The sequence below is a fragment of the Lederbergia panacisoli genome (assembly GCF_024626525.1).
GTDB lineage: Bacteria > Bacillota > Bacilli > Bacillales > Bacillaceae_C > Lederbergia > Lederbergia panacisoli.
In genome coordinates this window covers 16,499-40,734 of the sequence record NZ_JANJGU010000004.1, presented here as the reverse complement: position 1 = coordinate 40,734, position 24,236 = coordinate 16,499, and the positions used below count along the sequence as shown (strand labels likewise).

The window sequence follows — 24,236 nt, the reverse complement described above, 5'->3', positions numbered from 1 at the left end:
TTTTAGTAGATTGTTTATTTTGTGCCGGCGTCCTATAATTAAACTAAGTTATCGGGATGTAGCTCAGCTTGGTAGAGCACTTGCATGGGGTGCAAGGGGTCGCAGGTTCAATTCCTGTCATCCCGATCTTAGATTAAAATATCTAGCCATAATAAAAATCCGCCATAAAGCACGTAGGTGCTTTAGCGGATTTTTTTATTGTCTGCCTTGTCTTGGATCTCAAGATCATACTTATTTTCATTCTGCATTATACCGACTTTCCAAATAGCTTCTGCTTCAAAATATTCAACATGTCGTATCGCCGGAAACCAATCAGACTTTGTTTCAGCTATTTTCACAGCTTCTTTTACCACTTGAGCTTCAGTTAAATTAGCTTGGTCCGGTTTATACGTGGGCAGGATTTCAATATTTCCCGCATTTGCCTGGGCTGGATAAGACTCCATAACAGGACCATCAACTTCGATCCGCACCCGCTGACCGATTTCTAGTTTTTCCTTTACATTTGAAAAGCTTATCGCATTATAATATTCTTTTACTCCGCCTGTGGCACTAAAATCCTGCGGTTGCGAATCTACCGCTAAGACCGTATTTCCACTTTTTTTAACTACATAAGCCCCTACCTTAGATGGCTTATTCACTATTTCGGCAACGGAGCTGGCTTTTGTAGTCGTTTCATTTGATGAACAGCCTCCTACAATGAAAAGGAGGAAAACAGCAAATGGGAACAGCAAAAATTGAATTCTCATCCTCTCACCTCATTACTTCCCTTTATCTGTTAGACGAAAAGGAATTAGAAACGTTCCACATTACAACTAATCAAACGTTTGATTAGTTTAAGATCGCCCGATTTTTGCAAAATGATGCGCTATGGCACCCGCTATCTATTAATCAAACGATTGATTAGTTCGAAATAAACATTTTTGACAGGGTTCTTTTTTAATCAATCGTTTGATTATATTTTTACATACGCCTTTAGCTGATAGGATGTCGCAGCTTAGCTTTTCATCCTTTAATCAAATGATTGATTAGTAGGGTTGTCCATGTATCCCGTCTATGATACGATTTTACTAATATACTCTAAGGAGGAAAAAAAGATAAGTACAGTAAAATTTAGATCAGATTGTCTTGGACTACAAGGATTAGAAGCAACCCGAAGTCGATTACCAGATGGTCATGTGTTATACCCAACTATCCTATCGAAAATAGCATCTGCAAAAGCAGGAATAGCCGGCGAGGATAAAGTTGCAGATGTACTTCTTCGAAACTCATTCTCCATCGACCACCGCATTTTCCATGATCTATCTCTCACTACTAGTACACAGTTTCAAATGGACACATTATTTTTATCCCGATTATTTGCAATAATTTTAGAAGTGAAAAACATCTCAGGAATATTGGAATTTAGAGAAAATCCCCCACAATTGATTCGAATAAAAACAGATGGCACAGTTGACGGTTTTGAGTGCCCAGCCGCCCAAGTAGAACGTAATGCCATATTGTTTAAAGAGTTTTTAAGCCAGGTCGGTATTGATATCCCCGTTATTGGCGCTGTTGTCTTAGCATACCCGAAGCAAATCGTAAAAGTTGCACCGAAACGTACAAAAGTTTTATTCCCAAGCATAGTTCCACAACACATCAAAAGCCTCTACCATCTCCCACAAAAAATAGATGTCCAAACGTTGGACTCCCTGACCTCTCAACTTCTTGACAGTCATCAACCTTATATACCGAACCCTATTTGTGAAACTTACGGAATTCCCCGAAATGATATTAAAAAAGGAGTGCAGTGTAAAATATGCGGTTGGATTGGAATGCAGAAGATCATTAGGAGCTGGCACTGTCCTAGTTGCAAAAATTATGACCATTTGGCTCATCGAAACGCAATTAAAGAATGGCTTTTACTATTCGGACGAAGGATCTCGAATAGAGATTGTCGTGATTTTCTTAAAATTAATGACATGAAAACAGCGACTCGAATCCTACAAACAACGGACCTTTATAGCGAAGGAACCTTCCGCAATCGAACATACAGCATGGATTTAAACAAATATAGATGATATTACTTTAAGAAAGTAATTTTGTTATACGGGAGTAAAATCAGTTATCCAAGAGTTATTCAGTGCTATACGAGAGTTATTCCTCCATGCGAGAGTGTGCAACCTTTATGCGGGAGTAACGGGAAGCTATACGGGAGTAAAATCAGTTATCCGAGAGTTATTCAGTGCTATGCGAGAGTTATTCTTCCATGCGAGAGTGTGCAACCTTTATGCGGGAGTAACGGGAAGCTATACGGGAGTAAAATCAGTTATCCGACAGTTATTCAGTGCTATACGAGAGTTATTCCTCCATGCGAGAGTGCAACCTTTATACGGGAGTAACGGGAAGCTATACGGGAGTAAAATCAGTTATCCGACAGTTATTCCGCGGTGTGCGAGAGTTATTCCTCCTTGCGAGAGTGTGCAACCTTTATGCGGGAGTAACGGGAAGCTATACGGGAGTAAAATCAGTTATCCGAGAGTTATTCAGTGCTATGCGAGAGTTATTCCTCCATGCGAGAGTGTGCAACCTTTATGCGGGAGTAACGGGAAGCTATACGGGAGTAAAATCAGTTATCCGACAGTTATTCCGTGCTGTGCGAGAGTTATTCCTCCTTGCGAGAGTGTGCAACCTTTATGCGGGAGTAACGGGAAGCTATACGGGAGTAAAATCAGTTATCCGACAGTTATTCCGCGGTATGCGAGAGTTATTCCTCCTTGCGGGAGTGTGCAACCTTTATCGGGAGTAACGGGAAGCTATACGGGAGTAAAATCAGTTATCCGAGAGTTATTCCGCGGTATGCGAGAGTTAAGAGTTATAAGACCAGTATATTAGTAAAAATATCATTTTTTTCACAAAAAACCGCCATTCAAGTATATGCATTGAATGGCGGTTCTCCGATTTCAACTAGCTACGCCCACAACCACTTCCAAATTTCTTTCGGCGTTGCGTTTTTTCCGTACATAAGGATGCCGATTTTGAATACTTTGCCTGCAGCTTTCATCATGAGCCAGATGGTCACAAAAAGGATAGCTAGGGCAATAATGATTTCGACCCATGGCCATTCTTCTAGCATTGAAAGGCGAATAATCCAGACTGCCGGCGATGTTAGTGGGAAAAATGATCCGACTTTGGCGATGATGCCGCTTGGGTCTCCGACAATTGGTCCGATAAATATTAGCGGTAAAAACGGAAGCATCATAACGAGTCCTTGGAAATTGCTTGTAGCAGTCATGTCCTCGACTGTTGCGCCGATGGCAACAAAAATTGCCGAGAATAATAGATATCCTGATATAGCCAACACTAATAGTAACAATAATTCCGGAACTAATAAATATTCAACTAACGGCAAGTCCAGCTTCCATGCTACGAGCGGCAGTCCGACTGCAAGCCATACTGCGACTTGAGTGATCCCCAATACGAAATATCCGATGATTTTTCCTTGCATCAATTCACCCGGAGTGACGGAAGACAAGATGATTTCTGCTACCTTCTCTTTCTTTTCTTGAGAGGCGGAGGTAAAAATCATCATACCTGTCATGACAATTGAAAATAAAATAATTCCTGCAAACGCCCCCGGAATTACTCTTTTAAGAGGATCACTTTCGTCCGATACAGCCTCCTCACTTTCTCCAGCATCACCTGCGTCGGCTTTTAGAATGGAAATGCCCTTTGCAATTACATTTTTCTGATCTTCCGATAATCCTAGTCTATCTATTTGCAGTTGTCGCAACGGTGCTTCTAGCGTATAAGATTCATAAACAAAATTTTCTCCAACATCTTCGCTCATATATAAGTTGATTAAACCTTGATCCAATGTTTTTTCTGTAAGAGGGATGTATACAGAATTATCCGTACCGGCAACTTGGGCCTGCATCTCAGACTCACTTAAATCTGTTACATGTAATTTCCAGTTTAGCCCCTGCGACTCTACAATGGCTGTGATATCATCCCAAACCTGTAATTCGTCCAGTAAAAAAACATTAACCTCTTCCGTACTACTCTCGCCACTAAATAATTGCGGTACAAAAAAGAAAAACATGAATAGAGCAGGAGTTAATAAAAGAGAGATAATAAACGATTTATTCATCATATTTCTTTTAATCTCCCATTTTGCCACTTTCAAACTATTACGCATTCACGAAACCTCCTTCGCTCACGACATGTTGATCCGTCGCTACATCGATAAAAATTTCATGGAGTGAAATTCGGTCAATGGAAAGTTCCTGGATGTTCAATGTTTCAGGTAATTGTCTAAGCCATAGAGGCACAACCACATCTTGAGTCAAATACATAACAGATATATCTCCATTTTGCTCAACACGCTGTACATGCGAAAGTCGCTCCAGCAAAGAGATATCATTTTTCCCACGGACGGTGCATTTAAAATTAGCATATTGATTTTTGACGTCTTCCAGCGTTCCGTAGATCACCTTTTGACCACGATGAATCATAAACAAGCGATCACATATTTCTTCGACCATATTCATTTGATGCGAAGATAATAATATCGCTGTTCCTTTACTGGCAAGATCCTTAATTTCATTTTTAAAAACTTCCTGGCTAACTGGGTCTAGTCCTGAAAAAGGTTCGTCCAGTATCAACAATTCCGGTTCGTGGATAATTGATCCAATAAATTGAACCTTCTGCCCCATTCCCTTGGATAATTCTTCAACAGAAACCTTCTCTTTCCCTTCAAGTCCGAGCTTCGCCAAATATTCAAGTGCCCGCTCTTTCGCCTTTTTAAGCGGATAATCCTTTAATTCGGCTAAATATAAAATCATGTCTAAAACCTTGACGTTTTTATATAGACCTCTCTCTTCTGGCAAATAACCAATTTTATTGCGAGGAATTTCACCGGGAGCATGGTTATGGAAATTTACAGAACCCTCATCCGGATACATAATTCCCATAATATTTCTAATTGTAGTCGATTTTCCGGCTCCATTTGGACCAAGAATGGCCATTATTTCTCCTTTTCTCACATCAAAGGAGATGTTTTGAATTATTTGAGTTTGTTTGAAAGACTTCCCTAGTCCTTCGACTGATAAAACAGTCTCCATTGTATTATTTCACCCTCTCATCAATCTGCACTATCTTCTACGAATGGATTCCAAAAAAGTTCCCAAAAAAAGCACTCATATAAAATGAGCGCCTAAATCGAACGTCTAATTTTTCTAATATAGTTTGAACGAATAAATAAAAAGTAGATGATTTGTATGCAGGCAAAGCTGCTAAGAACTAATGTAGACTCTTTTACTAAGCTAAAACTGAACATATGCTCCAAAGCTGTTAACGCAACGGCCCCATGGATCACAGCTACAATAATCGGAACAAAAAACAACAACGCCAACTGAATTGTAATAATTTTTGACAATTCTGTATCCGTCAACCCCAGTTTCCTGATCGCAGAAAACTTCCGCTTTTCATCTTCGAAATCAGCATATAATCGGAAGTATAAAAAGCTTCCTGCTGATACAAAAAATACGGCTCCAATAAATAATCCTATAAATAACACGGCACCATACATCTGATTGATTTCATGCCATGTATAAGCTAGTGAAAAATATTCATACTTTCCTTCAGAATCAAATTGGGCAATTTCTTTTGCTAAATTCTTCCCAGCCTCTAATGAATGTTTCCAATCTTTTATATAAAAAGCATAGTATGTTTGTTTCCATTCAAAGTTTTTTATTTGCTCAAATACGTCATCGGAAACCACTAAAAAGTTTCGATACGCTGGAAATACATTACCAGGAATTACTTCTTTCTGTTCCAAAACTAGATCACCGAAAGTAATTTTATCTTGAGCTGTAACCCGTGGAGCCATGTCAAGAGCACTTTCGTAGTATAACAAAAGCACATCATTTCCTTTAAGATCTACTTGCTCCGCATCCCTGCCTAACTTTGTTAGTAGTTGATTGTACCCTGACTGACTAGTTACATTATATGAATCACTTTTCGATATCACTCTTTTAATATCCGCACTCGCTTCTTTATAAGGCAAGTTTTCAAGTTCTTTTCTAATTAGTTGAATATGCCTCGTTTCCAAACCATTGCCTTCTTCTGATGTATACTCTAACGCAAATGGATGGTTTTTAAATAAATCAGCTGTCATCATCGTCCTAAACCCAACGAGTGAACCAATCGCAGAAAAAGCCACTGTAGAAACAATCGCAACGAAGAAAAAGGCTCTCGCATTGTCTTTCATCCGATAAGCAAGATCGGACATAACGACTATATTCGTTTTTCTCCAAAAGAAGGATTTGCTTTTTCTTAGTCGATTAATCGTGAACACACTAAGCTGTGTAAAAAGAAAATATGTGCCAATAATAACGACGATTGTAACGGGAACCATTGCCAAAACGACCTGTAAACCATCAGCTATTAAAGCACCCGCGTAACCAATACCTATAAGAAAAATGGCTAATAGTGATAATGCAATTGAAGCTTTTGGTTCTTTTTTGGGAGCAGTACTTCCTTTAATTAAATCCACAAGCTTATTCCCTTTAAGAACTGAAACTGTGAAAAAGGAAATAGTAATAAATAGAAGCAAAAACGCTACAAACGTCAATACTATTGCGTTTACTGGCCAATAGAAAGGCAAAACTTCGTCCAAATTCAATACGTTTTCCGCAGCTAATAAAATCATTTTAGAAAAAACAAAGCCTACTAGCATTCCAAATACGGTCGCAAAAAAGCCGATGAACACATTTTCTAAAAAGACCATTTTACGCAGCTGCATATTCGTCATCCCGTGCATGACCATGAGACCGAATTCTTTTTTCCTTGATTTCAAAAATGCACTCATCGATACTAGGACAAATATGAAGGAGAAAACATAAATAATTCCTTCGGCAAAATGCAGGCCAACTGCAACATTCGGATTAATATTCTTAAGTGCAGGGTGAAATGCAAATACGGCATAAACAAAAAACACCAATACCGAAAACATACTGCTTAAAAAGTATGCCGCATATGTCCTTTTGTTTCGAAAAACATTGTTAAATGCGAACTGTCTGAAGGTCACTTGAATCCCCTCCTAGCAGTGAAAGCACATCGATAATTTTTTGGAAAAAGGCTTGGCGATTGTCACCACGGTGAATTTCGTTGTAAAATTTCCCGTCTTTAATAAATACAACTCGATCACTATAGCTTGCAGCAATCGGATCATGTGTCACCATCATCATTGTCGTTTTATCATTTTTATTAATGGTTTCCATCATTTCCATTACAGCCTTCGAAGCTTTCGAATCGAGATTTCCAGTCGGCTCATCCGCCAGCACCATTTGCGGGGAATGAATCGTTGCTCGTGCAATTGCCGTTCTTTGCGCCTGACCACCGGATATTTCATAAATCCTTTTTTTCAAAATTTCCGTGATCCCTAATTTTTCAGCAATAGCTTTTACTTTTTCATCCATTATTTTTACACTTACTCCGTCCAATGTCAGTGGTAGAACGATGTTTTCTTCAACCGTAAGTGTTGGGAGTAAATTGAAATCTTGAAAAACGAATCCTAATTGTCTACGTCTAAATAATGCAAGGGCATTTTGCTTAAGACGAAATGGATCTTTTCCATTAATTAATATCGACCCTGACGTAGGTTGGTCAATCGTCGCCACCATATTTAAGAGGGTCGTTTTCCCGCTTCCGGACGGACCCATGATTCCGACAAATTCACCTTCTTCAATCGTTAGATCAATATCTGATAGCGCCCTATATGCAACTTTTCCATCATATACTTTACTTAAGTTTTTGATTTTCAGCATTCCCATTATAAATATCCCCTTTCCTTCTACCGTTATTGTAGATGAAAAGAGGAATCTTCAACCATCTATTTACCTTTCAGTTTCCTTACATGTTTGTAAGAAAAGCATAAGCGCCTTGCTCATCGACGTACAAACTTCAAGGTCTAAGACTTGCGATAAAGGAAACACGGCGAGGTACGAGCCGGCTTCCTTATCGTAGGGAAAAGGACAGGAAGTTTGCTAGTCGATAGGCGCTGAAGCTAGACAAAGAAAAGCATAAGCGCCTTGCTCATCGACGTAAAGGCCCGTAGGATCTGGGTCCGTCGACGAAGACATAAGGACGCGGAGGTTCTAATCACGTTCCTCTTTCGGCCGCGGACAGAGATATAAGAAGCACTGCCAGGTACGAGAATTGTTGACTTATCGTAGGGAAGAGGACAGGAAGTTCGCTAGTGGATAGGCTGCTTGCGCTCAGACAAGAAAGGTTATTTTTACCGTTGTGCCTTTCCCAACTTCTGATTCTATCTCAATGCCGTGGCCAAGCCGATCGCAAATTTCTTTGACTAAGTATAATCCCATCCCAGTTGATTCGCGGTACAGTCGGCCATTTTCCCCAGTATAAAACGGATTAAATACTCGCTTAATATCTGATTTCGGAATTCCGATTCCATTGTCCCGTACCTCGAAGCACCCTTCAGATCCTTGTATCATGATCTTTTGCGATTTTCCTGCTGAATATTTTACGGCGTTCGTAATTAACTGATTTAAAATAAACATTAACCATTTTTCATCCGACTCTACAAAAGTATTCGGTTCTATCTGAATTTCTGGATATACATGATTTTTAATAAAAAGTCGTTTATTTTCTGTAACTGCTTGTTCTGCTATCTTTCTCAAGCTAATTGCTCCTACTTGAAAATCATGTTCAAAGGCTTCAAGTCTAGCAGCATATAAAACCATATCTAAGCCTTTTCCGATTTTATCAACTTCCTCTTGGATGCTTGTGAAGCGCTCGTCATCCTCCTCTTGAGTAATAAGCTGGATGACCGAAAGCGGCGTTTTCATTTGATGCACCCATTGATTGATAAAGGTTGAATGATTATTCCGTTTCCTTTCCTGAAGATGAAGTTCATTCATATACTTTGTATGCTGTGATTTTAAAAGGTGAGTTAATGCTTCCGGAAGTGGAGTAAATCCTAGTATTTCATTTACCTCATCAAGCTTGTGAATCGGGTTGGATAGTCGCCTATAAAATTCTTTATGTGTAAAGTAACGATAGACTAAGTATGCTGTTAATAAAAAAATGCCGATAAACAAAGCATAAAGAGCCGTTAAATAATTTCGATAGCCATCCATTATGTAGATAGATAAAACCGCTATCATTTGTAGGGTATTAACAATGATTAGAGGTAAGTGATCACGAAGAAATAGCCTCATCTCGCTTCTAACCAATTAGAGACTAACCGGTATCCTGCTCCACGCACGGTTTCAATCGCATCATCGATTCCAAGTCCTTGCAGCTTCTTACGAACACGAGTCACATTTACATTCAGGGTGTTTTCATCAACGAATGATTGATCATCCCATAATTTTTCTAATATCGTTTCACGACTAACCACTCGCGGGGATTGTTTCATAAGCGTTTCAAGCAAAATCGCTTCTTTCTTTGTCAAAGAAATAATATTATCTCCCTTTTCCGCCTCCATCCGTTCCATATATAGAGTTAATCCTTTTAGTTCGACTGTGCGCTCTTCTATTTTAGGAGCGTATTCCCCGTAAGCACGCCGTAGTTGGCTGCGTATTTTCGCCATGACTACCTCATAATGGAAAGGTTTTGTTATAAAATCATCTGCACCATTTTCCAAGGCCATTACTTGATCCATTTCACCAGACCTAGCGGAAATAAAGAGAATCGGACATGTCGATATTTTCCGAATTTGCCTACACCAATAATAGCCGTCATAACTTGGTAAATTGACATCTAGCAAAACCAAGCCCGGGTCTATTTTTGTGAAAAGGTCCAATATATGATCAAAATCTTCTGTTATCGTTACAAGATATCCATACTTTTCAAGATGCCCTTGAAGCAGCTTCGCTATCTTCGGATCATCCTCTACGATCATGATTTTTGCCATATCGATCTTCCTTTTTTATTTATTCCTATTATTATACAAAAAATCCTCGTATCATGACGAGGATCATTCCCTTGCTAAAACAACATAAATACTCATTTGTTCATTACCGTTATTTTCGATACTTAACACTTGTTTATCTTCACAATGAATGACATCTTTTGCTGTAATATCGTGCTTTTCATCGTCAATCGTACAAATCCCGCTGCCTTCCATGACGAATAAATATACATGGGCATTCGGGTGTGGGTGAGGCGGCAACGTTTGGCCAGGCAAAAAGTTAAGCGTAAATGCTGTACTTTTTCCTTCATTGAATAAAACATTCTTTGTAAACCGAACCTCATTATATGTTTGTGATTCTTCAGCCTTTTTAATGGTCATTTATTTAGCCTCCTTTTTTTAAATGATATACTAAAAAAGATTGGAGAGGGTAAAATTGAATCCTTTTACAGTAAACGTTATATCCATTATAAAATCAATCCCGGAAGGCCGTGTTGCAACTTACGGACAAATTGCACGTCTTGCTGGAAATCCACGTGGTGCAAGACAGGTTTCACGAATTCTTCACTCTATGAGTTCAAAATACGAACTCCCTTGGCATCGGATCGTAAATGCCAAAGGAGAAATAGTAATCGGAGACGCGGAAACGGCCTACCAGCAACATATACTACTAAAACGGGAAGGAATAGAACTTGTCCAAGAAAAACAAGTTATTCTTCACCAATACCGCTGGGAACCGACTGAATTCGATTGGGAATGGCTTGAAGGCTAGTTGATTGGACTGTCAATTTGTCTTCCTTTACTATGCACCCTTTTATGTTTAAAATTGAAAAGTTAGTATTGTGATAAAGGATGGATACAACTATGTTTAAGGCTTATTCATGGCTAACTTTTTGTGTGGTGGTATGGGGAAGCAACTTTGTATTCGGAAAAATTTTAGTCCAAAGTTTCTCACCAGCTCTATTAACATTCCTAAGACTTGTCTTTATTGTATTATTTTTAATTGCATTATCTTATAAAACAAAGCTGACTCGTATAAATAAAAAAGATGCAGTGATTGTATTATTTTTAGGATTTATCGGTGTATTTATCAATCAATGGTCTTTTTTTGAAGGTTTGCAAACAGCTGATCCAACAACCTCCGCTTTAATATTAGCAACCACTCCAATTTTGACGAGCTTCTTAGCCGCGATCTTCTTAAAAGAAAGATTAACTATTCGTATGATATTCGGTTCTATAGTAGCGATAATTGGGATATTTTTCGTTGTAACAAAAGGCAGTTTATCAACTTTACATGTTGAGATTGGCCTCATATGGATTGTAATCACAATGATCACCTTCGCCATCATGATTATTATGACGAGAATACTCTCTCAAAGAATCGATCCGCTGCTTATTACTTTATATTCGAACGTTGTAGGTTTGATCATTTCGATATTTTTTGCTTTTAGTATTGATAGTCCATTGCGAATAAGCAGCAACTTCAATGATTGGGGACTTTTAATTGGAACAGCCATCATTGTTCATGGACTTGCCACACTCATTTGGAATAGCAATATACGCCATGTTGATGCTTCCAAGGCATCTATTTTGTCTAATTTAGAGCCATTTGTCGCAATGGTTTTTGGGTTTATACTATTATCTAAACCCATTACAGGTGTAGAAATTGCCGGCTCCATTTTTATTGTTGGTGGGGTTGTGCTGTCCACTTATCAACAAAAGCAGCTATATAGCCAAAAGTAACATCTTTCCATTATGTTGCTTTTGGCTTTTTTCTCTCAGTTACCAATATACTTAATATAATTAAAATAAACAGTAGTATAAAAGACACAAAACTAATAACAAGAATCGTTGTTTCTTTTATATTTGAAAACCGCGAAAGAAAATCAGGTATGAATAAAATAGCAGGAATCCAAATAGGGAACCACGCTTTACTCCATAACGCACTGAAAACAAAAATGAAAGAACATATTGCGACAATGATCCAATTTACAAGTGTGCTCCCTTTATAAAAAGGATCAATAAAAATTCCGCTAAATACCATTAATAGAATAAAGAGTACCATCACACTTCCACTGGCCAACATTCCAACAAGAAATAATTTCTTGTTGGAATATTGACTTTGCCCTGCTCTTTGTAAAAAAACAATGTAAATGACAAGACTTACTACAGAGACAACGGGAAACCCGATGACTTGAACGATGTTTATTTCAAATTCTCCTCTTATTGCCGTGCCCATTGTAAGATAAGCAATGAGTCCAAGAAAAAAGATAGGTAAATTTTTTACTAAGCTTTTATAATCGGTCTTCATTTCACTTTTCAATGAGGCCATATATTCAGCAGGTGTCCCCTCAATAATATCCTCGATATTTCTTCCGTGTTTTTCTGATTCTATAAGATGATCCTTTAATTCCTCTATTAAATCATTAATTTCACTTTGGTTTTTTCCTGAAGTTACAAGATACAATCGAAGACTTTCTATAAATCTCTCACTTTTAGCTGATAACAATTTATTTCCCTCCTACTTTTTTGATGATAAACACTATAATCCAGAGAACCATCCCGACAATTAAAGACGCCCACCACGAAAAATCAAATGAAGGACCTACTTCCGGGGTGAATCTTGCAGCGGCTAGTACAACCGCCATACCTCCCGCGCCGACTAAACCAGCCTTAAGCATATCCATTTTTGTATTACGCTTCTCTTTAAATAATGAATTTTTAACCAAACTTAAAATAAACCAGATTGTAATGGCAATGAAGCAGACGATAACTAAAGCGACTACAACTGCTGCAACAGGATATACTTCGGTCCTTACCTCAGTAAATTGTGATAATGCGAGGAAAAGAATCCCCCGTATTATTAGAAGCCAACTGACAATATTGCCAACTACCCCTGCAACAAATGGGATAACTGCCCTCTTTTTCTCTTTTGGCAATTGCTCAATAATTTCATCAGCGAAAGCTTTCGGGTCGTCTCCGAATATGTCTTTAGCTGTTTTTCCTTCTTCCTGTCCTTCAAGCAAATGATCAAGCATTTCCATTAAGACTTCTTCTGACTGTTGTTCCGAAAGTGCCATCTGAAGTCGAATATAGATCAACATATCGCCATAATAAGTCTCATTTTCCGGGATCAATAATTCTCTTTTTCGATTGTTTTCTTCTATTAGTTTTTTTGCATTCATCTTTAGTCTCCTCTCCTTTTGAACAATGCATTGATCGGTTCACTAATTTGATTCCACTCTTCTGTAATGGTGAGCAGCGCCTCTTCTCCTTCATTCGTCAAAAAATAATATTTTCGATTTGGCCCCGAATCTGATGGCTTCATTTCCCCTCTTATCAATCCATTTTTTTGAAGTCTTAATAAAACCGGATAAATCGTCCCTTCGCTTACATCCTGCAGGCCAATATCCTGCAGTTTTTTTGAGAGTTCATATCCGTAAACGGGTTCTTTCTCGATCACAGCCAACACGCATCCATCTAAAATTCCTTTTAACAACTGGCTTCGTATCGACATATGCACCATCCTTTCTGGCTATATTGCTAAGCAAGATAGCAAATCAAAATAAAAAAAGATCTAGACATAAACTTTCGCTATTTTGCTTAACAAGATAGCAGTTTTAAAAACAACTACTTGGTTTAACAAAGTAGTTGGTTTAAACATATAATTCAATCATTATTTTGTCAAGAGAAACTTTTATATAAGCTCCGTATAAAAACGGCAACGATCTCCGCGGACGACAGAATGACAAAACTCTACTGGGGTTTCGCTTGTATCGAATGCAATTCGCTCCAATAAAAGGGCTGGGTACCCCTCCTTAACTTCCAAGTACTTACTTTCATATTCTTGTATTAAAATAGGCTCGAACACTTCTTTTGCTTTTGCCACCATAATTCCAAATGTCTTTTCCATCACATCATATAAAGAGCTATTTTGTATGTCCTTTGTGGAAATTCCTTGTACAAGACGTTCGGGGATATAGGATGTCTCCAAAATGATTGGTTCATTGTTAGCACATCGAAGTCTTTTTAATTCAATCACCTTGTCATTACGATGCAACTGCAAAATTCTCATTACTTTTGTAGTTGGTTTTACTACCTTCAAATCTATCATTATATCCTTTGACTCAAGACCACTTTCCTGCATCACCTTACTGAAGCTGTAAAAACCAGTTAAAGATTGTTCAAGTTTTGGTTTTGCAATAAAGGTACCTTTTCCTTTTATTCGTTTCAGGACACCCTCTTGCACTAAATCTTCAATTGCTTTTTTTGCTGTATTTCTACTGATGTTGAATTGAGTACATAACTCATTTTCCGAGGGCATTTTATCTCCAGGCTTTACGCCATCTTTTTCAATGGACTCCTTTAGTAGTTCTTTGAGTTGATGATATAAAGGTATAACACTAGAGTGATCAAGCTTTCTTTCCATGATTTCCCCTTTCCAATACACTCTGGGTTTAATAATGGGCTCAATATATTTATAAAAATGGGAATCCAATAGATTCCCATTTCATTCTCAGATGTTCAAATATTCCTTTTCACTTTCGTATAATTCGTTAAACATCTCTTTAATTTCTTTGAGGGAACAAACTGCCGCAGTTAAAGGATCAATGGATAGTGCGTAAAGCGCTTTTTCCTTATCCTTCTCTAATACTGCACCTACAGCTAGATCAAAGAACGCCATATTACTTTGACACAATGCAGCTAAATGAGTTGGTAGTTTTCCGAAGTGGGTAGGGTTTACTCCATTTCGATCAACAAGGCAGGCAACCTCAACAACGCCATCATTTGGCAAATTATCTATCAGCCCACTATTTGGGACATTCCCATAAATAACTGTCGGGGCATTCTTTTCAATCCCTTCAATTATGACAGCTGCATACTCATTACTTGGAGAAAGATTTAGTTCTTTTTCTCCGTTTAAAATACCTTTTATATTTTCATCATTTTTTTTCCGCCAAGTAGGCCAATTATTGGCATAAAATCCTGTTCCGCCGTTATAACCCGTGCTGCAATGAATATCAATGAGGTCATCCCTTTTACGATAATAAGGAATATATTCTGAAAAATGTCCACTTGATTCCGAAACAAACGCACCTAAGTATTTCATTGCATCCAGTCTTACTGGATCTTGCTCCAAAAACTCTTTATTATTCGTTTTTTCTTTTAAAATTGGGTACATATCCTGGCCATTATGTGTTAATTCAACAAACCAAGACATATGATTGATTCCTGCCGCCTTCCATTTTAATTCTTCATATGGAACGCCGCTGTATTTTGCTAGCTGTCTTGATGTATTTTGTATTGAGTGGCATAGACCTACTACTGGAATATTAGTAACTCTACTAGTCGCCAATGTTACAGCAGACATTGGATTAGTATAATTTAAGATGATGGAGTTAGGAGCCAACTCCTCAATATCCTTTACGATTTCTAGCCATTGCGGTAATGTTCGTAGTGTTTTAAAAAGTCCACCAGGTCCTAATGTGTCGCCAATACACTGCTTTACACCATACTTTAATGGTATTTCAAATTCACTTTTAACCGTATTTAATCCATTTACTTCTATTTGGTTAATAATATAGTTTGAATCCTTAATAACTTCCCTGCGATTGACAGAGGAAATTACATCCCAATCTTTTCCTAACTTTTTTATAACCATTTCAACTAGCTTATGTGCAATTTCCAGTCGTTCCTGATCAATATCAACTAATGCAATGGTCCCGTTTGCAAGGCCATCAATAGATAAAATATCTACTGCAATATGCTGTGTAAATGAGCTTCCTGCTCCAATAATCGTAATTTTCGGCATTATATCCCCTCAATTCAGTATTGATATGTTACTAACTAAGCTTTAGCCCTTTATCCCTGTAGTAGAAATACCTTGGATAAACGTTTTTTGTGTAAAAAAGAACAAAATAATGATTGGAGCCGTAGCAACAGTTGATGCGGCCATCAGCATCCCCCATTGTGTGCCATATTGACCAATAAACTGCTGCAATCCTAAGGCAATCGTGTATTTTGTTTCATCATTTAAATAAATTAATGGACCTAAAAAGTCATTCCAATTTTCCATAAAGGTAAATAAACCAACCGTTGCAATTGCGGGTCTCGCCAATGGCAATACAATTTGCCAAAAAATACGGAACTCTGAACAGCCATCTATTTTTGCTGCATCTGACAATTCATATGGGATAGTTAGGAAAAATTGTCTTAATAAAAAGATAAAGAATGCATTCGTACCGAAAAATGCAGGAACGATGAGTGGTTTGAACGTTCCAACCCAACCAATCTCCTTAAATACTAAAAACAGAGGCACCATGACTACCTGATATGGCAACATCATTGTTGTCAGCATAATGAAAAAGAAGATGTTCCTTCCCTTCCATTGGATTCTAGCAAAACCATATGCTACAAGGGAGGACGAAATAATGGTTCCTAAAACGGCAAGAACGCATATAACCAATGTATTTTTGAAATATAAGGCAAAGGGAACAAAGGTTAAAGCCTCAGGAAAGTTTTCCCACATAAATGTTTCTGGAATCCATTCAGGGGGCCATTTAAACATTTGAGCTTCAGGTTTTAATGCCGTCGATAACATCCAAACAAATGGAAATAAAAAAGAAATTCCAAATAAAATTAGAAAAATATGAGCCGTGAATTGCTTGAAAATATGTCTTTTCTTCCTACTCAAACTATTATAATAAGAGCTCATTCACGCTCCCCCTTTCAAAAATAAGGGAGATAAACTCCCTTATTTTAAAAATCTAGAAAGTTACAAAGTGCACCCAAAGTTTTTTAGAAGAGTTATAAAATTTTCTAGCTCGAGGCGCTTAGGCTTTTCTTTGTCTAGCTCCACGCCTATCGACTAGCAAACTTCCTGTCCTTCTCTTTTGCGAGGAAGCCAGTTTCGCCTTTGCAGGCTCATCGTGTTTCTTTTATCTCTGCCTGCGGCCGAAAAAGGAACGTCGACTAAAAGCCGCCACGTCATATGGCGACGTCGACGGACCCACATTCTGTGGGCCTGTACGTCGATGAGCAAGGCGCTTACGCTTTTCTTTTCTTAAACTCACTTAACCTTCTGCATTTCTTTTTCTACTTCTTTTTGAACTTCTTCTAATGCCTTTTCAGATGTACTCTTTCCGGTCATAACCGATTCTTCAGCAGATTCCAGGCGATCCCAGTAGTACTGCTGGACAGGAATTACTGGAGTGATTTGAACGTTGTCACTATTAAATAGGTCAACAAACACTTTTCGAGCTGGAATTTCATTCATAAAGTCTTGGTATCCAGCTGTTTCAGTGATTTTAGGTGAAGCTGGAATCCATCCACCTTTTGGCAGCATCTCCCCTGCCCAATCTTCGTTTTTATATCCAGTTAGCCAAAGGATAAATTCCCATGCTTCTTCCGGATGCTTAGCACCTTTTGGGATAATATTATAGTTCCCTCCAACCCATGAAGAATTTGGCTTCCCATTGTCTTCTGGATACGGTAATGGAATAACTCCATAATCTAAATCTGGTGCATATTTTTCTAGGTCTAACAAACGCCACATTCCATCTACGTCAAATACTGTTTTTTCTCCGAGAAATGGCCATGTGCTATTAATTGTGTTATCACCCATACTTTTATTAAAAGAGGCTACTTTCATAGGATCATACTTTTTCGTATATGATTCAAACCATTGCAACGCTTGAAGATTATTTTCATGAGTCGCTGTTATATTTCCATCTGCATCTGCCCATTGGCTTCCAAATGCTGGTCCCCAAAGAGTTATACCTCCAGGCATAAAACCAACACGATCGATAAGACCTCTACTATCCATTTTCCATAGTTGATCTTGCATGGCATCCAGTTCCTCAATTGTTTTAGGGGGATTCTCTGGATCCAAGCCTACTTCTTTAAAAACATCTTTATTATAAAACATTGCAAATGCATCCATCGAAAATGGTACCGCATACATTTCGCCTTTATATGAACCAATTTCCGCAACGACTGGATACATCCAATCTTTTAATTCTGGAGCACTCCCACTGATGTATTCTTCCAATGAAAGGATAGCGCCTTTTTCCGCCCATGAAGGTATTACCTGATTCCACTGTGTCATCACATCTGGTGGGTTTCCGCCTGCCTGTGCAGTAAGGAATTTAGAATCTGCGTCACCCGCTATTGACAGAGCTTTTACTCGAATATTAGGATGACTTTCGTTAAACTCATTAACGAGATCGTCAATCAACTTTTTCCAATCGCCCGTCCACATATGCCAATAGGTTACTTCAACAACTCCATCTCCATCCTTTGATGAATTGTTTTTCGAAGATGAGCCGGTAGAGCTACAAGCCGTCATACTTAATAAAATCAAAATAGCCAAAACATTTACTAATAATGATCTAAATTTCACCTTCAACTTATACCACTCCCCATTTTCTATTATTCTCCGCCATAATAAACCCAACGTGCGGAAGATTTAAATATGAGCAGCGTAGTCCCCATAATGATTGCAAACAGAATCCAAGCCATTGCAGAAGCATAACCCATATGAAAATATGAAAATGCATTGTTATACAAATACAAAGCATAGAATAATGTTGAATCATTCGGACCGCCCTGCGTCATGATATACGCCTGTGTAAAGTATTGGAACGAGCCGATTAATCCCATAATCAGATTAAATAAAATGACAGGTGTAAGCATTGGAACAGTTATAAACAATATTTTCTGCCAACCTGCAGCACCATCTATATCGGCTGATTCATACATTTCATTCGGAATATCTTGAAGGGCTGCTAAGTAAATGATCATAGGAGCACCTACACCCCAAAGCCCCATCATGATTAGTGCAGGCTTTGACCATTGCGGATCTACTAACCAACCAGGACCATTGATTCCAAAAATTCCAATAATTGAATTGATGATTCCATATTGTGGATCTAATAACCATAACCAGAGAATAGAAGAAGCCACGAATGGAACAATCGACGGTAAGTAAAAGATGGTTCGATAAATGGCCATCCCACGCACCTTCAAATTAAGTAAAAGCGCTAATGATACCCCTACTATGACACCTAATGGACAAAAAATTAAAGTGTAATAAAAGGTATTGTAAAGCGACTTCCAAAATAACTTGTCTTGAAAAAGTTCCCGGAAATTTTCCAACCCAACCCAAACTGGCGCTTGGATAATATCATAATCTGTAAAGCTATAATATAAAGACATGATAAACGGCGTTAAAGTAAATGCTAAAAAGCCTAGTAACCAAGGGGAAATAAAAAGTAAACCTTTTACTAAACTATGTTTTTCTTGCCTTGTAAAGCTAAAACGTCCTTTTGAAAATTTATGAATAGGTTCTTGTGGTGATATCTCTTGTATACGAGGCAATCATTTCACCCCCAATGATTTAGGTTTTTATTAAACTGTCGTTCTACAAGAAAAATTGAATTCGGAATTTCGTGTCTCGATGTGGTTGTACGATGGTGGTATAATTTGTCGGTAAAATCGTGGTGTAAGTAAATAGGCGTTTCTCTTTGCTGCTCTTACTAGATTAATGATGAAGAAAAAATTTATTTTGATATTTTTTAAGCGCTTACATCTACCAACCCCTATATTAGCTAAATTTTCTACAAATTCATTATACCCTTGTCAGGTTGATGGGTCAACAGTATAAAAAATAATTTATAGTGAGATATCCAGCAAAACATTCCACTTGCCTATTTGTACTTAAAAAGAGATGATAGAAATAGGTTACGGGGATAGGAGTATTGGAGATTTATGCGGATATTCGTTTATATGATCGTCTTTTTTTCATTTTTTGATTTATTTACCCAGCTGCCGATTATGACTCCTCTTGCAACGTCACTTGGAGCCACACCTTTTTTAACGGGCTTGGCTGTCGGGATGTATTCATTTTCCAATACTATTGGAAATGTCATTTCGGGGTTTTTAACAGATAAAAGAGGTCCTTTTGTTATATTGTTAATCGGTTTATTGTTTACTGGAATAATGCTCGTTTGTTATTTTCTAGCCATTGACGCATGGTCTCTTCTGTTTATTCGTTTTTTACATGGTTTAGCTGCAGGATTAATTGTACCAGCTGCTTTCACTTACTTAGCAAATTCTGCGAAATCTGAAAAAAAGGGGAAAGGTGCGGCACTTTCAGGAGCGTTTGTCGGACTAGCGGCTGTGATTGGTCCAGCATTTAGCGGGATTGTTGCAAGTAAGTCTAGCGAAACGACGGTTTTAAGTGTAACAGCATTTTTTATGATTTTACTAGGAATTCTTTCCTTGATTTTCTTGAGAAGCAAAGTTATCCGAAAAGAAAGTAAAGGTAAAGCAGATACCTTATCAGTGAGGGTTTTTTTCAAAAATTCTCTTATCATGAGAGCTTTTACCGGAGCATTTTTCTTAATGTTTTCTCAGGGGGTTCTCGCATATATGCTTCCATTAAAAGTAATGGGGCTTGGACAGGATTCTCAAACGAGTGGGCTCCTTTTAAGTACGTTTGGTGTCGTCGCAATTCTTGTTTTTGTTTTGCCAATCAACAATTTATTTGACATCATTAAACCTGTGAAGACCGCAACATTTGGAATGGGTGCAATGGGATTGGGCTTGCTTTTAATAAGTGTTAGCTATAGTATTCCATTCTTATATACGGTAATGGGAATTTATGGAGTTGGCTTTGCCTTTCTATTCCCATCCCTTAATTCCCTTTTAATCGAAGCAACAGAACAAACACATCGTGGAAAAGCATATGGATATTTCTACGCATTCTTTTCAATTGGTGTTGTCGTTGGCTCTGGCTTGACCGGATTATTAAATTTAACCGCAAATCAAGGTTTTCTTTTTACAGGGATTTTATTAATTGGAGCAGCATCCATGATGATTCTCCTAAAAAATACAGCTCAGCCAAAAAAAGTGGAACTGTCGTAATGGCAGCTCCACTTTTTAATTATCTTATCCTCAATTAATAAAAAAAGGAACTGTCATAAGTGACTTGCACCTAGACAGCTCTTTTCTCGGTTGGATTATTCTATTTGAACAGAATCTAATTTCTCGCCGTTAAATTTCATAGTAATTAGAAACAATGAATGAGAAAATAGCCTTATCAGTCCGGGCTATCTCCCATTCCTGTATAAGAACGAACATTTCCCTCTGATAATTTCGCTCCCAATTCACTATAAAGGGTTTTTCCTTCAGCAGCCCAGAGGAAACCTCTTCTCATAATTTCTGTTACTTTCGGCATCGCCACGATATCTGCTTGGTGTCCTAAAGAACAGTAAAAAACGCGTCCCGCTCCCCAACGTTTTGTCCATACAACAGGCATATCTACAGCTTTATTCGTTGAATGAGGACCTTCAAATACAGGGAAACGTGTAGTTGCCAATACTTCTACCGCTGGATCGACATGTAAATAATATTGCTCACTGACAACCTTGAAATCTGAGATTCCTTCTAAAAGCGGACTGGATGAATGTTTAATATTTACCATATATTCGATTCCATCATTTCCAGGATGAGCAACCCAATTCCCACCTGTTATGAATTGCCAGTCCACATTATTTCGGAACGAATCACACATTCCACCATGCAATCCCGCTAAACCGACACCGCTTACAATGGCTTCAGAAATATTGAGAGCCGATCTGTTCTTAATTTGTCCCATTGTCCAATGTGGAATGATTAAATCAAACGCTTTCAATTTTTCTGTGTCGGCATACGAATCTAGTGAATTAGAAACTTCTACGTTAAAATTCTCTTCTTCTAGAATTCCTTTAAATATTTCCGCGACCTGTTCCGGTTGATGGCCATCCCAGCCACCCCAAACAATCAGTGCTTTTTTACTCATACATCCCACTCCCTACTATGTAATGTAAAAATTTATCAATTAAGCTATCTTCATTTTAACAAACATACTAATTTCTGTACATTGTTTAACCGTTAAATTAAGTCAAAATTCTTTAAAAACGATTAATTAAACTTACCATATAGGCTTCCAAACGTTCTTTAATTATTTGGGCCGTTAATCCTTTAAAACCTAAGTCCGTCCATCCTGGGTATACTTCGGGATCTTCTAAAGGAAAATCGACGAGCGAAATGACATCCCAATATGGATCATACTCAAATTTTGGACCAGAGTACTGTCGATAATAAGATAAGAATAGATCCGCTTCTTTTACCCCGTACAATTGGGCAAGGTTGACTCGACAATGGCCAACATCCACGCCAGCAGGACCTTTACACGCGTTGATCCAGTCTACTATTCCACTCACAGAATTTCCTGACCATAGCACATTAGTTGGATGGTAGTCTCGATGGATAAAACACTCCTGGAATTCAGGACGTTGTCCTTTAATAATGGTAAGAACCTTTTTCCATTCTTCCTCTAAGCCCGACCATGCAGGAATCTCGAATGTATTAGGGTCCTGGTATGTATAGTAAGAACGCGGAAAATCTGCTTCTATTTTATGTATTTGCACAAGCGTTCGAGCAAGTTCACTTAGCCAAGATTTCATATGATCGGGCTCTAGAACAACCTTGCCTTCAAGCTTGGTCATGATTAAAGCATAAGAACCAAATAGAGTCTTTGTCTCTTCAATCGCAATGATCTCCGGTGTCGGAAGTTTTTTTAGCTTTGTAAAGCGGAGGTTCTCAGCTTCATTAATGACTAAATCAGGAGTATTTTCATTCCAGCCTTCAGCGAAATGTAAACGGACCACATACTCGTTTATCCCCTCATTCTCCATTAGTCCAACTTTAAAAACACGAGAGGCTATTCCGCCCTTTAATTGACTAATAGATTCAATCGTAGCTTTTGGATTAATTGAATGTACGACCCACTTTTGTACTTCTTCAGGCAATATCTTTTTTGTTACTGACTCCATCGTATAACCATCCTTTTACATCTCTAATTTTGTTCTATATGTTAATTCAATACCATGTTCATACAATCCTTTATCATTTGCTGTTTAAAATTCTTTTATGGACCTTTTTCACCTTAATTGATAAGATAACTTGGACATCAATAAGTATAGGAGAATCATATGAAGAGATTTGTATTTTTTGCTTGCCTCATCTACTGCTTGAATGGTTTTGGCCATATTATCATTGGAACCGTTCTTGAACCAATGGTGGATTCATACGGCATTCATTATGGGGACGGCGGTCAGCTCATAATGAATCAGTTCTTAGGATTTCTAGCGGGAGTATTATTTGCGCCGGCGTTTGTAAAGACAATAGGTCGCAAAAACACCCTTTCCCTAGCTTTACTCTGTTTTGCAGTTTCACAATTTATACTTGGTTTCGTATCTAATTGGAATATCCTATTATTCACTGCTCCTATTGGCGGGGCTGGAATAGGGATTGCAGAGACCGTCGTGGCAGCACTTATCGTCGGCCATTTGAAAGAAAAAAAGGCCTCCACCCTTGTACTTTCTGAAGTGTTTTTTGGGGTTGGTGCGTTAGTCATTCCAATCATTTCTGCATTTTTTATTATGAACGGCATTTGGAATGCTTCTTTCACAGTCGTTGCCATCATTACTAGCGTGACCTTGATTGGCTGGTTCTTCCTTTCATTTGGAGAAATGGATACTATTTTAAAAAAGCAGGTAAAAGTACGTACACAAAATAAAGAGAAAAAGAGTAGAAATCAATATCCTCGGAAACAAATTCCTCTTTTGGTTATCGGAGCTTTCTTTTTCTTTATGTATGTTGGGACCGAAATGGTCCTTCCAAACTATTTACCAACGATTTTAGGTAAAACAACCAATTTAGATGCTTCATCCCTCGCATTGAGCATAACGGTTTTCTGGTTAGCTATGACAATTGGTAGACTTTGTATGACATTCGTTATTGATAAAATTGGTTATACAAAACTTTTCATTATTAGCTGTATCGGCCAATTTTTCGCTTTAATCATTTTTGCCGTATCGCCTTCGGCCATCATAAGTTATGCGGCTATCTTTTTAACCGGATTATTAATGGGCGGAATATTCTCTATTGGCTTGTTGATCATTAATGAGAATTCCGCAGGTCTAGAGGAATGGACGACAAGCTTACTCGTTGCGATGGGCGGTTTAGGCGGAGCCTTCCTTCCTAAAATAGCAGGTGAATTAATAGACAGATTCCCGATATCTGTTACGTTATGGGCTCTTGTATTATTCGGGTTCATTCTTGTGGTACTGATGGGAGCTATCTTTTACTTTAGAAAAGAAACTAATGAAGTGGTTGAAAAAGCCACAGTTTAAAAACTCAAAATAAAGGGGCATCGAGGTCATATCTCGATTGCCCCTTTATTTTTTTCAACAACATCCTTTTGAACACAGAT

Annotated in this window: 24 protein-coding genes and 1 tRNA gene; 7 read left to right on the top strand and 18 right to left on the bottom strand. The window is 38.1% G+C overall.

Features of this window, described 5'->3' with window-relative positions; all coding sequences use genetic code 11:
* Positions 1-52 precede the first annotated feature (52 nt).
* Positions 53-126: transfer RNA gene (locus tag NQ185_RS07490), tRNA-Pro, on the top strand.
* A 56-nt stretch (positions 127-182) separates the two neighbouring features.
* On the opposite strand, the gene NQ185_RS07485 is transcribed toward NQ185_RS07490, so the two are convergent.
* On the bottom strand, positions 183-746 hold the full coding sequence (locus NQ185_RS07485; RefSeq protein WP_257581018.1) for a DUF3221 domain-containing protein: 564 nt from the start codon (positions 744-746) through the stop codon (positions 183-185).
* A gap of 294 nt (positions 747-1,040) precedes the next feature.
* Here NQ185_RS07485 and NQ185_RS07480 point away from each other — a divergent pair, with 294 nt between their 5' ends.
* A complete protein-coding gene (locus NQ185_RS07480) occupies positions 1,041-2,057 on the top strand; it encodes a nuclease-related domain-containing protein (protein ID WP_257581017.1) in 1,017 nt (338 codons plus the stop codon).
* Between the two features lie 290 nt (positions 2,058-2,347).
* Positions 2,348-2,785 carry a hypothetical protein gene (locus tag NQ185_RS07475; RefSeq protein ID WP_257581016.1) on the top strand — a complete coding sequence of 146 codons (438 nt, stop codon included), beginning with the start codon at positions 2,348-2,350 and terminating at the stop codon, positions 2,783-2,785.
* Between the two features lie 162 nt (positions 2,786-2,947).
* Here NQ185_RS07475 and NQ185_RS07470 read toward each other — a convergent pair whose 3' ends face one another.
* The 7 genes from NQ185_RS07470 to NQ185_RS07440 all read right to left on the bottom strand — a co-directional run bounded on the left by NQ185_RS07470 (position 2,948) and on the right by NQ185_RS07440 (position 10,297).
* Positions 2,948-4,174, bottom strand: a complete 1,227-nt coding sequence (locus NQ185_RS07470) for an ABC transporter permease (protein WP_257581015.1) — start codon at positions 4,172-4,174, stop codon at positions 2,948-2,950.
* A complete protein-coding gene (locus NQ185_RS07465) occupies positions 4,167-5,099 on the bottom strand; it encodes an ABC transporter ATP-binding protein (RefSeq protein ID WP_257581014.1) in 933 nt (310 codons plus the stop codon). The genes NQ185_RS07470 and NQ185_RS07465 overlap by 8 nt, the downstream gene beginning before the upstream one ends.
* Positions 5,100-5,191: 92 nt before the next feature.
* The gene (locus tag NQ185_RS07460) at positions 5,192-7,066 is read right to left on the bottom strand and encodes an FtsX-like permease family protein (RefSeq protein WP_257581013.1); all 1,875 of its coding nucleotides are present in this window, start codon (positions 7,064-7,066) and stop codon (positions 5,192-5,194) included.
* Positions 7,041-7,805: an ABC transporter ATP-binding protein gene (locus NQ185_RS07455; protein ID WP_307000509.1), complete on the bottom strand. Its 765-nt coding sequence runs from the start codon at positions 7,803-7,805 to the stop codon at positions 7,041-7,043. Before NQ185_RS07455 ends, NQ185_RS07460 begins: the two co-directional genes overlap by 26 nt.
* 450 nt (positions 7,806-8,255) lie before the next feature.
* A complete protein-coding gene (locus tag NQ185_RS07450; protein WP_257581011.1) occupies positions 8,256-9,221 on the bottom strand; it encodes a sensor histidine kinase in 966 nt (321 codons plus the stop codon).
* Complete coding sequence (locus NQ185_RS07445; protein ID WP_257581009.1) at positions 9,218-9,919, bottom strand: response regulator transcription factor; 702 nt, start codon at positions 9,917-9,919, stop codon at positions 9,218-9,220. The genes NQ185_RS07450 and NQ185_RS07445 overlap by 4 nt, the downstream gene beginning before the upstream one ends.
* 63 nt (positions 9,920-9,982) lie before the next feature.
* Positions 9,983-10,297 (bottom strand): cupin domain-containing protein, encoded by a 315-nt coding sequence (locus tag NQ185_RS07440; RefSeq protein ID WP_257581008.1) that lies wholly within the window; start codon positions 10,295-10,297, stop codon positions 9,983-9,985.
* Positions 10,298-10,352: 55 nt separating this feature from the next.
* Between NQ185_RS07440 and NQ185_RS07435 the strand changes: the two genes are divergently transcribed.
* Positions 10,353-10,688: an MGMT family protein gene (locus NQ185_RS07435; protein ID WP_257581007.1), complete on the top strand. Its 336-nt coding sequence runs from the start codon at positions 10,353-10,355 to the stop codon at positions 10,686-10,688.
* 92 nt (positions 10,689-10,780) lie between these two features.
* Positions 10,781-11,659 (top strand): DMT family transporter, encoded by an 879-nt coding sequence (locus NQ185_RS07430; protein WP_257581006.1) that lies wholly within the window; start codon positions 10,781-10,783, stop codon positions 11,657-11,659.
* Positions 11,660-11,669: 10 nt separating this feature from the next.
* Here NQ185_RS07430 and NQ185_RS07425 read toward each other — a convergent pair whose 3' ends face one another.
* The 8 genes from NQ185_RS07425 to NQ185_RS07390 all read right to left on the bottom strand — a co-directional run bounded on the left by NQ185_RS07425 (position 11,670) and on the right by NQ185_RS07390 (position 19,294).
* Entirely contained in the window at positions 11,670-12,425 is a 756-nt protein-coding gene (locus NQ185_RS07425; protein ID WP_257581005.1) for a DUF1129 family protein, read from the bottom strand.
* A 1-nt stretch (position 12,426) separates the two neighbouring features.
* Positions 12,427-13,101: a DUF1129 family protein gene (locus NQ185_RS07420; RefSeq protein ID WP_257581004.1), complete on the bottom strand. Its 675-nt coding sequence runs from the start codon at positions 13,099-13,101 to the stop codon at positions 12,427-12,429.
* A gap of 2 nt (positions 13,102-13,103) precedes the next feature.
* Complete coding sequence (locus tag NQ185_RS07415; RefSeq protein ID WP_257581003.1) at positions 13,104-13,433, bottom strand: PadR family transcriptional regulator; 330 nt, start codon at positions 13,431-13,433, stop codon at positions 13,104-13,106.
* Positions 13,434-13,613: 180 nt separating this feature from the next.
* Positions 13,614-14,345, bottom strand: coding sequence for a GntR family transcriptional regulator (locus NQ185_RS07410; protein ID WP_257581002.1), 732 nt, complete (start codon positions 14,343-14,345; stop codon positions 13,614-13,616).
* Positions 14,346-14,432: 87 nt separating this feature from the next.
* Entirely contained in the window at positions 14,433-15,728 is a 1,296-nt protein-coding gene (melA, locus tag NQ185_RS07405; RefSeq protein ID WP_257581001.1) for an alpha-galactosidase, read from the bottom strand.
* 42 nt (positions 15,729-15,770) lie between these two features.
* Positions 15,771-16,631, bottom strand: coding sequence for a carbohydrate ABC transporter permease (locus NQ185_RS07400; protein ID WP_257581000.1), 861 nt, complete (start codon positions 16,629-16,631; stop codon positions 15,771-15,773).
* A 354-nt stretch (positions 16,632-16,985) separates the two neighbouring features.
* The gene (locus NQ185_RS07395) at positions 16,986-18,317 is read right to left on the bottom strand and encodes an ABC transporter substrate-binding protein (RefSeq protein WP_257581291.1); all 1,332 of its coding nucleotides are present in this window, start codon (positions 18,315-18,317) and stop codon (positions 16,986-16,988) included.
* Positions 18,318-18,346: 29 nt separating this feature from the next.
* Complete coding sequence (locus NQ185_RS07390) at positions 18,347-19,294, bottom strand: carbohydrate ABC transporter permease (RefSeq protein ID WP_307000392.1); 948 nt, start codon at positions 19,292-19,294, stop codon at positions 18,347-18,349.
* 390 nt (positions 19,295-19,684) lie between these two features.
* On the opposite strand from NQ185_RS07390, the gene NQ185_RS07385 reads away from it, so the two are divergent.
* Positions 19,685-20,842 (top strand): MFS transporter, encoded by a 1,158-nt coding sequence (locus NQ185_RS07385; protein WP_257580999.1) that lies wholly within the window; start codon positions 19,685-19,687, stop codon positions 20,840-20,842.
* Positions 20,843-21,017: 175 nt separating this feature from the next.
* Here NQ185_RS07385 and NQ185_RS07380 read toward each other — a convergent pair whose 3' ends face one another.
* Together NQ185_RS07380 and NQ185_RS07375 are read right to left on the bottom strand one after the other, a co-directional pair.
* A complete protein-coding gene (locus NQ185_RS07380; protein ID WP_257580998.1) occupies positions 21,018-21,758 on the bottom strand; it encodes a ThuA domain-containing protein in 741 nt (246 codons plus the stop codon).
* 112 nt (positions 21,759-21,870) lie between these two features.
* Positions 21,871-22,794, bottom strand: a complete 924-nt coding sequence (locus tag NQ185_RS07375) for a phosphotransferase family protein (protein ID WP_257580997.1) — start codon at positions 22,792-22,794, stop codon at positions 21,871-21,873.
* Positions 22,795-22,953: 159 nt separating this feature from the next.
* On the opposite strand from NQ185_RS07375, the gene NQ185_RS07370 reads away from it, so the two are divergent.
* Entirely contained in the window at positions 22,954-24,156 is a 1,203-nt protein-coding gene (locus NQ185_RS07370) for an MFS transporter (RefSeq protein ID WP_257580996.1), read from the top strand.
* Positions 24,157-24,236 lie beyond the last annotated feature (80 nt).